This window comes from Sphaerochaeta sp. UBA5849, from assembly GCA_002432715.1.
Taxonomy (GTDB): domain Bacteria; phylum Spirochaetota; class Spirochaetia; order Sphaerochaetales; family Sphaerochaetaceae; genus Sphaerochaeta.
The window spans coordinates 1-15,907 of the sequence record DJGJ01000007.1; the positions used below are offsets into that span (position 1 = coordinate 1).

Consider the following 15,907-nt stretch of genomic DNA (forward strand, 5'->3'; position numbering starts at 1 on the left):
CACAAGATTTATGATTGAGCCCAAAAAAGAAGAGAGGCCGAACCTCTCCTCATTCCATGCAAACTGCTAAACGCGATCCCGTTCCATGCGCTTGTGCACCTCATCAAGCGTTCCCCTAAACACTCCGGGCTTTTCCATCTTCAGACTGCAGAGCGCTGCCGCAAAGCGGGTGGACTCAGCTGCATCGTGGTCCTGCCTCCAGGCCAGGTATGCTGCAAAAGCGGTATCACCCCGTCCGGTACGACCACTGTTGTTGCTGTTGGTGAACGGGGCGGTATGGATGTTCCCCTGATGACAGACCATCACTTCGGTATTGTGGGTGAGCATCACCTCCTGTGCTCCCCAGCTGCACAACAGTCTGGCCGCCTTCTCGCGGTCGTCCAAGCCCGTGAGAATCTTTGCCTCGGCGGCATCGGTCTTGAAGTAGGTAATATAGGGAAGCAGCTCCTGCTTGCGCCCCCAGTCCCTGAAAACAAGATTCTTCTGTTCATCCAGACACCGAAGCACCCCTTGGGCGTCGAGGGCGACCTTCCCGCGTTTTGAAAGCGGCAAAACCAGAGAGTCTGGAATTTCTCCACCGAACAGGCCTGCAAGGTGGTAGATGGATGCCTCTGCCTGCACCTCCTCAAGCACGAAGGGATCCGCCTGGGAGAGGAGTATCACCTCACGTCTCTCCTTGTCTGCAGTGAAGTAGGTATTCTTGATCGAAGTACTCTGTTTGGAGGGCAATACGTCCCAGTCAACCAGAGGATGCTGAAGGTTTTTGAGAATATGCAGGTCATTGTCAGCCAGCTTGGTGATGACTTTAACACGCTTGCCGGCAGACCCTGCAGCAAACGAGGAGTAGACGACAGCCCCTCCTACGATATCCTGTCTCACGTTCTGATGATCGATCAGAACATCCTGGGAAATGTGTCCGAGCATCAAAATATCATACTTCACTTCTTATCCCTCCATCGGCAGCACATGCAAGCTGCGGTCCTTGAATGCCAACCCCACTTTATGACCTTGGGAAAAAATCGGGTGATACTGGGGGTCGGCTACTTCTATCTGAAGAACCGTGCGGTCGGGCAGTTCCACCTCATAGAGCATCTGAGAGCCGAAGTAGACAGAGTTCACCACCACCCCTTCCACCAGAGCCTCACTCGGATGCTCAGGGAGAATTGATTCAGGACGGGCTACAATGAGTACCTCTTCACCTGCCTTGATCTCCTTGTTCCAGCGAGGAGCAACGATTTTCTTACCCAAGAACCGCAATAGCAACTGCTGTGCATCAACCGTTTCTACGACTGCGCGCAAAAAGTTCGCCTTCCCGATGAACCCGGCAACAAAACGATTCACCGGATGACTGTAAATCTCGGCAGGAGAACCCACCTGTTGGATCAAACCCCTGTCCATGATTACAACCTTGTCGGAGAGCGTCATCGCCTCCTCCTGGTCGTGGGTGACATAGACGCTGGTAATTCCCACGCGCTGCTGCAGCTTGCGGATTTCCAGACGGGTGGAAACACGCAGCTTGGCATCGAGATTCGACAGCGGCTCATCAAAAAGCAATACCTTCGGCTCCATAACCAACGCCCTGGCAAGACTGACACGCTGCTGCTGCCCGCCGGAAAGCTGTCGAGGCTGACGATCACCCAGATTCTCGAGACCGATCAGGTTCATGATATCATCAACCTTGCGCTTGACTTCCTCATTGCTCTCCTTGCGAATCCTGAGGCCGTAGGCAATATTCTCAAACACTGTCATATGAGGAAACAGTGCATAGTTCTGGAACACCATCGCCGTCGGACGCTTGTTCGGGGGAATCTGATTCATACTCACCCCGTCGATATAGACATCACCGCAGGTAGGGGTGTGAAAGCCTGCAATCATTCTGAGGGTGGTGGTTTTCCCACACCCCGAGGGGCCGAGCAAGGTCACCAAATCGCCTTCCTTCACCTGCAGATTGATATGGTCGACAGCCATCACCTTGTCAGAATCGCTGCCGAAGGACTTCGTCAAATCTTTCAATTCCAAATATGCTTCTTTCATGGCTTCTCTTCCTATTCAATGATGGAGCTGGATTGCATGCCCCTGCCCATCCGGTCGGTTGCGAGCTTGATCAAGCCCAAGGCGAGCAAAACGATGGCGATCAGCAAAAGACTCATGGCGGCGGCCTGAGCATACTGACTATTGTCGACAAACCCGAGTACGGCGACAGTGATGAAGTTCCACTTACCCGATACGACAAAGATGATGGCACTGATGGCGGTCATCGAACGGACAAAGCAGTTGGCCAAGCCCGAGAAGAACGCCGGGGTGATCATCGGGAGGGTGATCTTTCTAAACGTGAGACCGCTGTCCGCACCCAAATCAATCGAGGCCTCCTCGATGGAGGGGTCTATCTGCTCAATGGCGGCAACACCGTTTCTGATACCCACGGGCAGGTTTCTGAACACCAAGAGAGCCATGATAATGAACCCCGTCCCGGTCAGGGTCACGGGCATCAACGGTGATGGCGTATTGAAGGCGAGAATATAACCGATACCTACGACGGTTCCGGGAACCGCAAAGGTCAGCATACTGGAGAACTCCATCGCATTACGCCCGAAAAATTGCTTTCTAGTGATCAAGTAGGCAATGAACATGCTCAAAATACCGGTAATCGGGGTAATGATTACAGAAATGTAGAGGGAGTCGAGGATGTAATTTTTCCCTACACGCCACATTTGAACGTAGTTGCGAAGGGTCAGCGTTGCATCAATACCCCAAAGCTTCTGGAACGAACCCCAGACGACCATGCTGTAGAAGAGAAGCACGATCAAGGCGAACATAATGCAAAAGGCATAGACAGGGTACTTGATGTACCACTCAAGATTCTTGATGGTTGCCGAGGTGGGCTTGCCGGTAACGGTGACATACGACTTCTTGGAAAGCAGGTACTTCTGCAGATAAAAGGCGATTACCGTAGGAATCAACAGCAGGATGGCAAGCGTTGATCCGCGGGCAAGGTCATACATGCCGGTAATCTGCAGATACGCCTGCACCGAAAGGACCGAGAAGTCCCCGCTGAGAATCATGGGATTGCCGAAATCGGCGAGTGACTGGATGAATACCAATAGCCATGCACTGACGATGCCCGGGGTGGCCAGCGGCAGGATGATGGTCTTGAAAATCTTGATCCTCGAAGCTCCGCAATCCATTGCGGCCTCTTCCAAAGCAGGGTCAATGGCCTGCAACACCCCCACCAGGGCCAGAAAGGCAGTCGGGGCATAAGCGATGACCTCAACAATGGTCAGGCCGGTCAGGCCGTAGATGTTTCCAATCGCCCCTGCAAAAATTCCCGATCTTCCAAAGAGCAGGATGCAGGCGAGAGCCACAACAAACGGCGGGCTTACCATCGGGAAGGTTGCAATCAAACGGAATGCACCCTTCGCTTTCATCGGAGTCCTGGTGATGGCATAGGCGAACACAAAGCCGACAAAGGTTCCGATGGTGGCTACAAGGACACCGAGAATCATCGAATTGAAAAGCGGCCTGATATAATACGACTGCCTAAGGACATCGCTGTAGTTCTTGAGGCTGAAATGCCCCTCATACGACAGGCTTGTCTTGAACACCTGATAAATCGGGAAGATTACAAAGAGAATCAAGAGATAGAAGATTACAAGGATGGAAATAAGCAAAAACGGTTCCTGTATCAGCTTCTTTATCTCATTGATGCGTTGAATATGGCTGCGGCCCTGATGTTTCATCACCCACCTCTTTACAGCAAGGTGCAACCCCGCTGAAAGCGTTGAGATTGCACCTTGATTTCCGACATGAACTGTTATTTGCCGATACGGTCTCTCCAAGCGGTGACGTACTCATCCTTGGCAAGTCCCATCTTCACGGCATCGTAGTCAATCAACTTGATGTCGGACAGCTTGACGGCTCCTTCTGCAACGGCTGCCTTGGGATTGACAGGCAGACGTGAATACTTCTTGAACAGGTTCTGGGCTTCTTCAGTGAAACACCAATCCATGAATATTTGAGCCTCTTCCACCTGCCTTGCCCCCTTGATCATGGAGACGGCACCTACTTCATACCCGGTACCTTCCTCGGGGAAACTCATTACCAAGGGGTAGCCCATGGCAACACCCTTTGCAACGATATCGTGGGAGAAAGAGATGCCGACTGCACATTCGCCCAAGCCGGCGCGTGCGATACAGGCAGTACCGCTCTTGGTGTACTGGTGAACGTTCTTGTCAAACTTCTCCCACCAATCGAGGGCTCCCTCCAAGCCTTTCATCTGAATGATGGTGGCCCAGGTGGTATAGGCAGTACCGCTGGTATACGGATAGGCCATTTCAATCTGTCCCTCGTAGACAGGGTTCAGCAGATCGTCCCAGCTCTTGGGGGGCTGGAGATTATGCTTTTTCAAGAACTCAGTGTTGGTCACAAAGCCGATGGCACCGGTATAGAAACCGTTCCAGCTGTAATCATCAGCATGCAACATCGGTGCAAGCTCGAAATCAGTATTGGGTTTGTAGGGAGTCAAAAGGCCCTTCGACTGGGCGTTGATGTGGTCGGTATTTGAACCGCCGAACCAAACACTTGCCTGCGGATTCGACTTCTCGGCTTCCATTCGGGCCAATACCTCGCCCGAACTCATGCGAACATACTCAACCTTGATCCCGCTGGTCTTCTGGAATACATCCAAATAATACTGGGCTTCTTCGGTATCCAGTGCGGTATACATCTGCAGTGTCTGGTACTTCTTGGGTGCACTCTCGGCCGTTGCCTGAGCGAACAAGGGCATGGCAAGCATCAGTATTGCCGCCAGTACGCATAACATTTTCTTCATCTTCAATCCTCCTTTATGTACAGCTCCCTTACCAGGAGCGGCAACGCCTCCTACCATCAAGAACGCATCCTCCTTCGTTCTTGAATCCTTTTATGAAAACGTTACCATACTTTGATGATTGCATCAAAGTCAGCATTTGTCAAACAATTCCCATTTTTCTTCTCCACCGCCACCAACAGCAATGTGTTTGAAAAAATTGCAGGGATGCCTCACTTTCAGCTATAAGAACGTTTTCATTTCACTTCAATCGTGAAGCAAGGAGACGGGAGCGAACCTTTTCTTGAATCGCTTGGTTGAACGGTTCGAAATCCTCATAGGTGTACTCACAGATGTAGCGGCCTTGATACGATTGGAGATGGGAAAACACCTCATCAAAGGGGACGCTTCCGAAGAACGGAGGAATATGGATATCCCCCCGCCCGAACTCCCGTCTGTGGGACATCGACAGACAGTCGTAGGCAAGGCGGTCGGTGATCCTCAGCTCCTCAAAGCGTCCGGTATTGTCATTGAGGTGCATGTGGCACAGATGGGGGGCCATCTGCTTCACCGCATCGAGGAAGTCGAAATGAAAGCGCCTCGATGCCAGATAGGCATGGCCGGTATCGAGATTGAGCTTCAGGTTGGGATGCTTGATTTGGTCCATCATCTGCACCACAGGCTCCACCAGTTCCACCTCGATGTTCTCCACCGCCAAGGTAATCCCAAGACTGCCGGCAAGATCGGCCGCCCGGCGATGGGCATCGAGAAACTGCCGCTCCGCCTTCTGGTTGTTGGTCTTGATCTCATAATGCAACACCAGAATATCGATATGCAGGGCATGGCACACCTGAAGGGAGGATTGCAGCACAGAGGCATGCAGCGCATGATCGTCGAGATTGCGCAAGTCCAAGCCACGCCCGATGTGGGCGGAATACAAAAGTGAATGGCGGGTGAGCACCGGCTCAACGGCATCGACCCAGGCTTTGCAAACATTCCCATCTATGATGAAGGGAAACATCTCAAGCGACATCTCAACGGCATCGAAGCCTTGGGCTTGAACCTTTGACAAGAAGGCATCCAGGGCCTCCAACGTTCGAACTTTAGGCATCTTCACCCCGACTAGCGGCCATTTCATCTGTACTCGTCCCCTTTGCTAGAGCAAGTCTAGCACCGCTGTCAAGCAAACACCAGCATTGTTTGCTTGACAGCTTGATGACAGATGGTAGTATGAGGCACAGGAGGATTGTACCGATGCAAATTGGCTTGAATAGAATCATAGCTCCTTCGCTGCCCCTTTATGACTTTTTTTCCCTCGCCCAGCGTTGTGGTTGTTCCATCATTGAATTGAGAAATGATTTGACAAATCAGCACCCGTTCGATACTAAAAATCCAGAAGAAGTACGCGACCAACTTGCCAAGTACCACCTCAAGGTGGCCGCCATCAACGCCTTCCAACGTTTCAATGAGTATACGGACGCCAAAAAGGAAGAGCTCAAAAGCCTGCTGGAATATGCAAAAAGTCTCCGAGCTGATGCAATAGTGCTCTGCCCTGTCAACGGCGTCGAGCGCGAGGCCGACCGAGCCTCTTGGCTTGAGCGTACCACCCAGTCCCTCTCCGAGTATGGACCCTTGTTCGAGGAGTACGGACTGTACGGCTATGTGGAACCGCTGGGCTTCAGAGCCAGCTCGCTCAGAACCAAAGCCGAAGCGATCAGGGCAATCGAGGCAAGCGGCTATGAGCGATGGTATCGCCTGGTGCATGACACCTTCCATCACCATCTTGCCAACGAAAAGCAGTATTTTGCCTCCATGACTAATCTTGTACACCTCTCTTCGGTTGCATCAGGCCCCAGACACACCGAGCCGACCGATGCCGACAGGATACTCTTCCAGGAGGATGACCTGCTCGCCACCGCCGAACAAGCCCAAGCCTTGGTCAACAGTGGATACAGGGGAATTTTCTCGTTTGAACCCTTCAGCCCTGCCGTACAGAATCTCGATATCGATACTTTGGAGACCGAAGTCAAGAAAAGTATCAACCAACTCTTCCGCTGAGAGCCTCCAAGCTTTGCAGTGCGCGGTCGAACAACCCCAGCTCGTAGTAGAGGTCAAGCACGGTATAGCGGTTGCGAATCATCTGGGCTCCGGTCACGGCCCGCTTCAAATCCTCGAGCGTTGCATTGATATGACTTGGATGTACGGGACAACCGACCTCGACAAGGGAAGCCCTGAGCTCCTTTGAGGGGGGTAGTTGGAGGGCGATCCGCTCCTTGAGAATGGGAAGCAGGGCCATGAGCTCTTTGCGCCTCGCATCCAAGGCCTCCCCTTCCAAGAACTTTGCCTTGGAGACGGCTATGGCTTCTTGGGCAACCGTCTCATTGGGGAAGAAGGAAAGAATAGCCTGTTTTCGTTCCTCCCAGCTTTGGCTGCTTTTGCCGTAGCATTCGGAAACATCCAGTTCGACCAGTTCTTCATACAGGTGGACGATGGCCATCGTCCCCACGGCAACCTTGAAGCCATGACTTACCAAAAAACCATCCTTGCTCAGGTGCTCCATCTCCCAAATATGGCTGATCAGATGCTCCGCCCCGCTTGCCGGACGTGAGTCGTGCATGATCTGCATGGCAAAACCGCTGGCTGAAAGCGCATCGAAAAGCAGGCCGATCCCTTCACGCTGCCTGTTTGCGATACCCCGGTGGTGGGCATACACCGAACGCAGAGGCTTTTGAACCATGTCCCAGACATCCGTCCGGATGGCCTGCACACCCAACAGGTCTGCCAGAATCCAATCCATTCCGGCTGTAAATTTTGCCATGCAATCGCCGTATCCGCTCGCTATCATCCCGGCGGGGGCCTCGCAGAGGACGTCGGTATCGGCAAGAACCACCAAAGGAGCGGCACAACTCAAGGTCTGCTTGAACCCCTTGATGGAGACGGCGGCACCGTAGGAAGTGTATCCATCCACCGAAGGGGCGGTGGCGACAACCATGTAGGGGCGGTCCAGCTCGGAGCTGGCACGCTTGGTGATATCGTTGAGCGTCCCCGAACCAAGAACCACGGCGATACTGTTGTCCATCTCCAGACTGAGACGAACCTGGGCGATGGAATGCTCATCGGCATAGGGCTGTGGAACGGCGGGAAAAATGAACTGACGGACCTCGATGCCGGCCTTCTCCAAAGAGCGGGCGGTGGCAAACCCTCCGACTCGAAGCGTGTTTCCATCGGCGATCAACAGAGCGTTCGTATGGCCGAATGCCTCCACAAAGGTTGAGCCGACCTTCTTCAGTGCTCCACGTTGCACCAATGAAATCTTCGTATCCATGCAAGCCTCCCCTGTGAGCATACCACAGACACTTGAGCGAGGGAAAGCAGTGCGATAGACTGCCCTCATGACACACACAACCTTCTCAATCCTCGGTGATTCCATATCCACCTTTGCAGGTTTCGTCCCTGCTGAAAACGAACTTTTCTATCCCAAGGAGGGGGTGGATGTGACCAAGGTCGAACACACCTGGTGGCACCAACTGGCCAAACGCTGCAACCTGGACTTGTTCATGAATGAATCGTACTCGGGAAGCAGGATCAGCAGGACCGGGCTCAGACCCCTAAGCTCCTCGTTTCTGGACGAGAAGCGACAGGCGCGACTGGGCGGGGATCTAATCATCATCTTCGGAGGGACCAATGACTGGGGACAGGCCGACCTGCCGGTCACCAAGCAGGTATTCATCCAAGCCTATGAGGAGCTGGTAACATCCATGCTCAGGCAACACAAGGCCGGCAAGCTCTACTTCTGCACCCCCTTGCAGCGGACCGACAGGGCTTTGGACCAGGTGAACATCCACAACTGGAGCCAGCTTGAGCTGGCAGATGCAATCCGCACCATTGTAGGGACTCACAAAGGAGCCCACCTCATTGACCTGGCAGCCTATCCGATCCGCGAAGGCGACGGGATGCTTGCAGACAACCTCCACCCCACCAAGCAGGGCATGGAGGTCCTTTCCCACCTGGTACAGAAGGGATTAGGGTTGTAGCAACGCAGGAAGCAGTAAAAATTGGCAATACTCAAGGCCGGCCTCCACGAGATCAAAGGAGGCCGAACTGATATTCCAATCGAGGAAGAGACCGCGGATGGCACGGTTGAAAAAGTCGGCATACTGTGCACTCGATTTCTCTCTCTTGAACAAGCCTTTCCGCTGGCCTTCCTCGATGATCGATCGGATGAAGGTGTACCAGAACCGGCTTTGGTCGGTAATGACCTTGTCCGAACCCTCCTTGAGGACTTGGTTGGCATACAGAACCTTCAGCGTCTCACAACCGATTACATCGCGGACATACGTCAGCTGCAACTCGGTGAACCTCAGCAGCCTGTCGGCATCTGAAGCCTGCTTGAGCACCTCCTCCTCAATACTGCGGTAGTAGGCGTCGATGGCCCAGAACTCCTCGACAATGATGTCGCTTTTGGTGCTGAAATAATTGTAAAAACTCCCTTTTGCCGTACCTGCAAAGTCGGTAATCTCCTTGATGGAGACCTGGTCGAAGCCCTTTTTCTTGAAGAGTGTCAACGCACTCTCAAAAATTAGCTGCTTGGTCGCCTCGGCCTTGCCATGCGGTTTGGGTTGCTTTGCCATGTACACTCCTCAGTCCAGAATCTTGCCGGGGTTCATAATGTACAGGGGATCGAAGGCTGCTTTCAAGGCCTTGAAAAGCCTGTACTCCTCCGGCGCTGTCACTTCCTTCAGATACCCTTTCCGCTTGAGGCCGATGCCGTGCTCGCCGCTGATCTTTCCTCCGAGCTCACCGGTGATGAAAGCATACAGTTCAGAGAGAAGCTTCGGTTCCAACACCTTCCAATCCGCAAGGCTCATCTCAGGATCCTTGACGATGGTCGCATGGAGGTTTCCATCACCTGCATGGCCGTAGCAAGGAATCCTGACCTGATACTTCTCTTTCAGCGCTTCAAGACGGGGAAGCACGAGGGGGATTGAGGCGATGGGAACCACCACATCCTCCAGGCTCTGAACCGGGCTGTAGACCTTGATCGCCTCGGCGATGTTGCGTCGGACCGACCAGATGCGCTCGCGCGTGGTGGCATCCTCGGCGATATACACCTCCATCGCACCCTGTTCACTGCACAAATCCCCTACCTGGATCAGCTCGCGCTCGACCGTCTGTTCATCCGTTCCGTCTATCTCGATCAACAGCATCGCCCCCACACCCTCAAGCGGCAGGCTCTCATTCAGGTACGAACAGGACATCTCGACAGAGCTTCGGTCCATGAACTCAATGCTCGTCGGGATGATTCCCTGCTTCATGATCAGGGGAACCACGGCGATCGCTTGTTGGGCGGTGGCAAACGGAACCAAGAGATCGGAGGCGACCTTGGGAACACCCAGCAGCTTGATCGTCGCCTTGGTGATGATTCCCAGTGTCCCTTCGCTGCCGATGTACAGCTGCTTCAGGTCATACCCGCTGACATCCTTGGTGACCTTGCCACCGAGCTCGACAATATCACCCTGCGGCGTGACCACCTCCATTCCCAGGATGTAGCGTCCGGTCACCCCGTACTTGACCGCCTTGCCGCCACCGGCATTCTCTGCGATGTTGCCTCCCAGAAAACAGGTTTCAAGACTCATCGGATAGCCGGCGAAAAAGAGTCCCCGGCTTTTGAGCTGCTCGTTCAACTCGTTGGTGACAATACCCGTCTCGGCGGTAACAGTCAGATTCGCCTCATCGATTTCCAGTACCTTGTTCATCTTCTCCACCGACAATACGATGCCCCCGAAAAGGGGGATGGCGCCACCGGAGAGGCCTGAACCGGCTCCACGGGGAGTTACAGGAATTCTATAGCGGGTGGCCAGCTTCATAATTGATGCAATCTGACCGGCAGAAACCGGGGTGAGCACCACCTCGGGAGTGTGGGCGTACTCCTCCTTGGAAGTCTCGTCATGACTATAGTTTTCGATGCGTTCCAGATCGGTCAGGAGGTTTGCCGCCCCTACAATGGCCTTAAGCTCATCCACTATTTCCTTGGTGACAATTCCGTATGCGTTGTTCATACCTTACTCCTTGCTTCCAGCCGTTTTTGGATTTCCGGCAGGATGGTGAACAAATCTCCGACCAAGGCAAAGTCCGCAAGATCGAGGATGGCTGCATGCTCATCCTGGTTTATCGCCACGATGCACTTTGCCGTCTTGATGCCTGCAAGGTGCTGGATGGCCCCCGAAATTCCCACGGCCACATACAGACGAGGTGATATGGTCTTGCCTGAGAGCCCGACCTGGTGGGGATAGGCCGCCCACCCTCGGTCCACCGCATCCCGGCTCGCCCCGACCTCTCCTCCAAACGCTTTTGCAAGGCTCTCGATCAAGGTGAAATTGTCACGCTTCTTCAGGCCTTTTCCTCCGCTGACGACAATCTCAGCCTCTTCGATGCTTGCACTCTGCCCTTCCAAGCTCCTCAGGCCAAGGACCTCGACGTGCTCGTTCTTCCAAGCAGGGGAGGCGGGAATACGGATGATCGTGCCGACCCGGCCGGCATCTCGTAGAGGTTTCTTGGTGGAGTGCGGCCTGATGGTCGCCATCTGGGGACGATGGTCGGGACTCTTGATGGTCGCCATGATATTGCCCCCGATCGCCGGGCGGGTCTGCAGCAGATTTCCCGTTCCTTCCTCGATTGCAAGCTCGGTGCAGTCGGCAGTCAAACCGGCATGGACCTGCACAGCCACATAGGGCATCAAGGTACGTCCGGTTGTGGTGGCAGCAGCAATCATCACCTGCGGCTTATGCTCCTCTAAAAGGGCAACCAGGATTCGGGCATAGCTTTCACAAGTAAAATCGGCAAGATGCTCGCTGTCCGCAACATACACCACATCGGCTCCATGCGCTATCAAGGAGTCTAAGGCCGACATCTCAATCCCATGGCCCAGAACCACTGCTGCCAATTTCACTGACAAGCTGTCGGCAAGAGCCCTGCCGCGACCAAGCAGCTCATAGGAGACATCCTTCAATCCATGCTCACCGTACTCACTGAGCGTCCATACCTCAGCCATGATGGGCACCTCCTTTGGGCAGCAGGTCCTTCTCATCCAAGAAGGCCATAAGCTGGTCGACTGCCGCAACAAGCGATGCATCATCCTCCACCTTGGCTACAATACAGTTCCTGCCGACCTTGGGAACATCTATCTTGACCACCTTCGTCGGAGAGCCCTTCAGTCCGATGAACCGGCTGTCAGCATCAAGCGCCTGGGCATCCCACACGACAATCGAGCTGGCCATCGCCCGCTTCTTGCCGCTGAGAGTGGGGAGGCGGACCGACGAAATTTCCTTCACGACGGTAAGCAGGGCCGGCAGGGTGGTTCTCACCTTCTGATACCCCTCTTCCATCAAGCGCTCGACAACCAAGAATGTATCGTCCACTGTCTCAATCTTTGACACATAGGTAATTGCAGGAAGCCCGAGCCACGATGCCAAAGCCGGACCGACTTGGGCGGTATCACCGTCGGTCGCCCGCTCTCCGGTAATGATGAGGTCGGGTATGCCGAGCTTCTTGACTGCCAGCGAAAGGATATAGGAGGTGGCCCAGGTATCAGAACCGCCGAAAGCCCGGTCGGTCAGATGCACTGCGTCATCACATCCCATGGCGATGGCCTCCTTGAGCACTTTGACGGCACTCTGCGGACCCATGGTGATGACGCTGACCCGTGCCTGACAGCGATCCTTCAGCTGCAGTGCCGTGCTTATGGCATACAGATCCAATGGGTTGAGAATGGAAGCAGAACTGGACCGAATCATGGTACCGGTTTGCTTGTCCATCTGAACATCACTGGTCTGGGGAACCTGTTTTATGGGAACAATAATATGCATGCATACCCCCTCTTTTGCTCCATCTTAAGCGGGGTTCTGCTTGCCGTCAACAAAAAAATGACCGCGGTCACTTTTTCTCCCACTGCTGCTGGAAAAAAGAGAACCGGAGAAAAAACTCCGGCTCATGCTTACACGATATACGATGGACGACCTCTAGGCGTGGAGAGGAACATATCCTCCGAAAACCTGCGGCAGGAACAGGCTGATCTCAGGAATGAATGACACCAAGAGAAGTGCGACAATCATACAGAGATAGAACGGGAGCGTTGCTTTGACAACCCGCTCCATGGGAATCTTTCCAACGGCTGAACCGATGAAAAGGACTGCTCCGACAGGAGGCGTCAAAAGGCCGATACCGCAGTTGAGCACCACCATGATGCCGAACTGGATGGGATCGAGGCCGCAGACTCCGGTTGCGATGGGGAACAGGATCGGGGTTGCAATCAGGATGATCGGAGCCATGTCCATGATGGCACCCAGCACCAATAAAATCACATTCAACAGCAGAATCAACAGAATCCTGTTGCTGGTAAGGTTTGTAATGGCTTGGGCGGCAAGCGTAGGAACATGCAGCGTAGTCAGACAATAGCCGAAGACAGAGGATGTTGCGATAAGGATAAGGACTATTGCAAGGGTACCTACACAATCATCCAAAACCTTCCAAACACCCTTCCATGTCAAACCTTTGTAAATGAAGACAGAGACAATCAAGGAGTAGATTACCGCGATGGCAGCCGATTCAGTAGCAGTGAATACACCTGCGACAACGCCGACGACGACGATTACAACCGCAGCGAGCGCCCAGATGGATTTACTCAGCTGAATAAAGAAATTTTTAAGACTGAACGCATCCCCCTTTGGATAGCCCCGTTTCACCGAGATGATGTAGGAACCGATCATCAAGGTGATGGCAAGCAAGGCACCGGGAAGATATCCGGCAAGGAACAGACTGCCCACCGAAATTCCGCCGGCGGTAGTGGCATAGATGACCATGTTGTGACTCGGAGGTACCAGCAGTCCTTCGCAGGAGCTGGTAATGGTAACCGCAGTGGAGAAGTCTGCATCGTAGCCTTCGTCGACCATCATGGGAATGAGGATAGAACCAAGGGATGCAGTATCGGCGGCGGCCGAACCGGAAATACCTCCAAAGAAGTAGGAAGCTACAATGTTTACCTGGGCCAAGCCTCCCCTCATCCATCCTACACAGGCGTTTGCCAAGGCGATGAGTTTTTGCGAAATACCACCGGAGCCCATCAATACACCCATGGTGATGAAGAAAGGAACCGCCATAAGGGAAAATGAGCTGATGCCCTTTACCATGAGGCGACAGATGTCATTGAGGCTGTTGCCTTGAAAGAGCATGCAGAATACCGAGGAAAGTCCTACTGCATACGCGATAGGGAACCGCAGCAAAATCATGATGAAGAAGCTTCCCAGAAGAATCAGAATTGCAATGCTGTTTGCGTCCATCAGGCCTTCTCCTCTTCCTTCACAAAGAAGGACTTCAAATGGTTGTAAAGAGACTCCAATTCAAAAATGATCATGGCAAGCCCGGCAAGAGGTACAGGGAAATACATCCAGAATCGGCTGAGCCAGGGAATGGAAACATAAAACCCCCTGCCTCCGAGTGTCGTTGCATACCGCCAGCCGACGAAGAGCATGATCAGGCCGAGACTGAGAACAGCGATATCGGAAAGGATGTCCAGAAACTTGATGACACGCTTGGGAAGGTATTTGTCAAAGGCGGTCATCCTGATATGCGACCCCCTCCTGATGGCAAGGGCGGCTGAAAGTACAGCCATATAGGACATGCAGGTCAAAACCACCTCTTCCGTCCAAGCAGGATCCTTGAGGAACGGAACATATTGATTGAACATACGACCGGCTACCGCATAACTGGTGATAAGAATATCGGCTATCAGTAGCAATTTACAGATAATTAGTACAATCTTATCTGTCAAATCGTATGCATGTTTAACTTTATCCATGGTTGCAAAGAACTTTGGCATGGTGTATCTCCTGAGACTTGAAAAGGTGGGATTGACTGTGCAATCCCACCAATACCTGACAAAAAACCTTTACTTCAATGCCTTGATCTTCTGATACAGAGCGGCCTGGCTCTTTGTATTCTCTTCGATTACAGCCTTACTGGCATTGGCCCACTCGCTCTTGTCGGCAACTTCAACAATATTGACACCTTCCGCCCTGAGAGCTGCAAGCACTTCATTCTCTGCGTTCTCGCTGATCTCGGCATTGTATGCCTGAGCAAGCTTGCCGGCTTCCATGATGGCGCTTCTCTGCTTCTCGGACAGCTTGTTCCAAGCGGTGTCGGTAATGACAACCTGGATGGCACCAAGGGTATGACCGTCAAGAATCATGTTTGGGGCGACTTCGTGGAAAGCATTGGCCTTGTAGTTTGCAATCGGCTGCTCGGCGCCGTCGACAACACCGGTCTGGAGGGCGGAATACAGCTCACCGAAGGAGACAACGGTCGGGGAAGCACCAAGGCCTCTGACCATGCCGTTCATAACCGGGTCATTGGATACACGGAGCTTCATACCCTTGAGGTCGCTCATCTTGGCGACCTTCTTTACAGTAAAGAAATGTCTGAAGCCTTCCTCACCATAGAAGATACCGCGAATCGGAAGACCGATGGTCTGGGGTTCGTTCAGGAACTCGGCAGCGAGGTCGGAGTTGGCGAAAGCCCAGAAATGAGCTCTGTTCTCGAAGGTGAACGGAATGGACAGAAGCTTGGACTTCTCAGCACCATAACTGGTCAGCGCGAATGCGGAGATTCTGGACATGTCGATCGACGTACCACCACCGAGGATGGAATCGAGAACGTCGTTCTCGGAACCAAGAACACCGGAAGCCTGGATGTCGATGGTGACCGTACCACCGCTGAGCTTCTCGACCTGCTCTTTGAAATACACACCGGTCTTGCCGACGATGCTGTCAAGCGGGTTTACCTCGGCATAGACAAGCTTTACATTTTTTTCAACTGCGGGACCCGCAGCAGTTTCTTGCGAACCAGCAGCAAATGCCATGGAAGAACAGAGCAAGAGTGCCAAAAGAACAAACATTACACGTTTCATAGGAGCCTCCTCAAAGAAATTCGACCTGATTACCACAGGTACACGAAAAAATCTATACGAGGAAAATCGTGCACGCAAGGTGCAGTGAAAGAAAGTGCAATCTATCCAAAAAATTGAAAAATTTAGAGGCAATTTCAAAATGG

15 protein-coding genes are annotated in these 15,907 nt (G+C 53.1%); 2 read left to right on the forward strand and 13 right to left on the reverse strand.

The window, feature by feature from the left end; all coding sequences use genetic code 11:
* Positions 1-66: 66 nt before the first annotated feature.
* From B3K89_RS01045 to B3K89_RS01065, 5 genes are all read right to left on the reverse strand, one after another.
* On the reverse strand, positions 67-942 hold the full coding sequence (locus B3K89_RS01045) for a PfkB family carbohydrate kinase (RefSeq protein ID WP_345906939.1): 876 nt from the start codon (positions 940-942) through the stop codon (positions 67-69).
* Positions 943-945: 3 nt separating this feature from the next.
* Positions 946-2,034 carry an ABC transporter ATP-binding protein gene (locus tag B3K89_RS01050; protein WP_293894211.1) on the reverse strand — a complete coding sequence of 363 codons (1,089 nt, stop codon included), beginning with the start codon at positions 2,032-2,034 and terminating at the stop codon, positions 946-948.
* A gap of 11 nt (positions 2,035-2,045) precedes the next feature.
* Positions 2,046-3,737 (reverse strand): ABC transporter permease, encoded by a 1,692-nt coding sequence (locus tag B3K89_RS01055; protein ID WP_293894214.1) that lies wholly within the window; start codon positions 3,735-3,737, stop codon positions 2,046-2,048.
* A 74-nt stretch (positions 3,738-3,811) separates the two neighbouring features.
* A complete protein-coding gene (locus tag B3K89_RS01060; protein WP_293894217.1) occupies positions 3,812-4,828 on the reverse strand; it encodes an ABC transporter substrate-binding protein in 1,017 nt (338 codons plus the stop codon).
* Between the two features lie 238 nt (positions 4,829-5,066).
* Positions 5,067-5,942, reverse strand: coding sequence for a sugar phosphate isomerase/epimerase family protein (locus B3K89_RS01065; RefSeq protein ID WP_293894220.1), 876 nt, complete (start codon positions 5,940-5,942; stop codon positions 5,067-5,069).
* A gap of 116 nt (positions 5,943-6,058) precedes the next feature.
* Here B3K89_RS01065 and B3K89_RS01070 point away from each other — a divergent pair, with 116 nt between their 5' ends.
* Positions 6,059-6,862, forward strand: a complete 804-nt coding sequence (locus B3K89_RS01070) for a TIM barrel protein (protein ID WP_293894222.1) — start codon at positions 6,059-6,061, stop codon at positions 6,860-6,862.
* Here B3K89_RS01070 and B3K89_RS01075 read toward each other — a convergent pair.
* Positions 6,843-8,129: a sn-glycerol-1-phosphate dehydrogenase gene (locus B3K89_RS01075; protein ID WP_293894225.1), complete on the reverse strand. Its 1,287-nt coding sequence runs from the start codon at positions 8,127-8,129 to the stop codon at positions 6,843-6,845. The two genes, B3K89_RS01070 and B3K89_RS01075, sit on opposite strands and share 20 nt — an antisense overlap.
* A 67-nt stretch (positions 8,130-8,196) precedes the next feature.
* On the opposite strand from B3K89_RS01075, the gene B3K89_RS01080 reads away from it, so the two are divergent.
* Positions 8,197-8,838, forward strand: a complete 642-nt coding sequence (locus B3K89_RS01080; RefSeq protein ID WP_293894228.1) for an SGNH/GDSL hydrolase family protein — start codon at positions 8,197-8,199, stop codon at positions 8,836-8,838.
* On the opposite strand, the gene B3K89_RS01085 is transcribed toward B3K89_RS01080, so the two are convergent.
* From B3K89_RS01085 to B3K89_RS01115, 7 genes are all read right to left on the reverse strand, one after another.
* Positions 8,827-9,435, reverse strand: a complete 609-nt coding sequence (locus tag B3K89_RS01085) for a TetR/AcrR family transcriptional regulator (RefSeq protein WP_293894231.1) — start codon at positions 9,433-9,435, stop codon at positions 8,827-8,829. The genes B3K89_RS01080 and B3K89_RS01085 overlap by 12 nt on opposite strands.
* A gap of 9 nt (positions 9,436-9,444) precedes the next feature.
* Positions 9,445-10,863, reverse strand: a complete 1,419-nt coding sequence (locus tag B3K89_RS01090) for an FAD-binding oxidoreductase (protein ID WP_293894234.1) — start codon at positions 10,861-10,863, stop codon at positions 9,445-9,447.
* Entirely contained in the window at positions 10,860-11,855 is a 996-nt protein-coding gene (locus B3K89_RS01095) for an electron transfer flavoprotein subunit alpha/FixB family protein (protein WP_293894237.1), read from the reverse strand. The genes B3K89_RS01090 and B3K89_RS01095 overlap by 4 nt, the downstream gene beginning before the upstream one ends.
* Positions 11,848-12,669 (reverse strand): electron transfer flavoprotein subunit beta/FixA family protein, encoded by an 822-nt coding sequence (locus tag B3K89_RS01100; RefSeq protein ID WP_293894240.1) that lies wholly within the window; start codon positions 12,667-12,669, stop codon positions 11,848-11,850. Before B3K89_RS01100 ends, B3K89_RS01095 begins: the two co-directional genes overlap by 8 nt.
* 153 nt (positions 12,670-12,822) lie before the next feature.
* The gene (locus tag B3K89_RS01105) at positions 12,823-14,139 is read right to left on the reverse strand and encodes a TRAP transporter large permease (protein ID WP_345906940.1); all 1,317 of its coding nucleotides are present in this window, start codon (positions 14,137-14,139) and stop codon (positions 12,823-12,825) included.
* On the reverse strand, positions 14,139-14,678 hold the full coding sequence (locus B3K89_RS01110; protein WP_293894246.1) for a TRAP transporter small permease: 540 nt from the start codon (positions 14,676-14,678) through the stop codon (positions 14,139-14,141). The genes B3K89_RS01105 and B3K89_RS01110 overlap by 1 nt, the downstream gene beginning before the upstream one ends.
* A gap of 69 nt (positions 14,679-14,747) precedes the next feature.
* A complete protein-coding gene (locus B3K89_RS01115) occupies positions 14,748-15,764 on the reverse strand; it encodes a TRAP transporter substrate-binding protein (RefSeq protein ID WP_293894249.1) in 1,017 nt (338 codons plus the stop codon).
* Positions 15,765-15,907 lie beyond the last annotated feature (143 nt).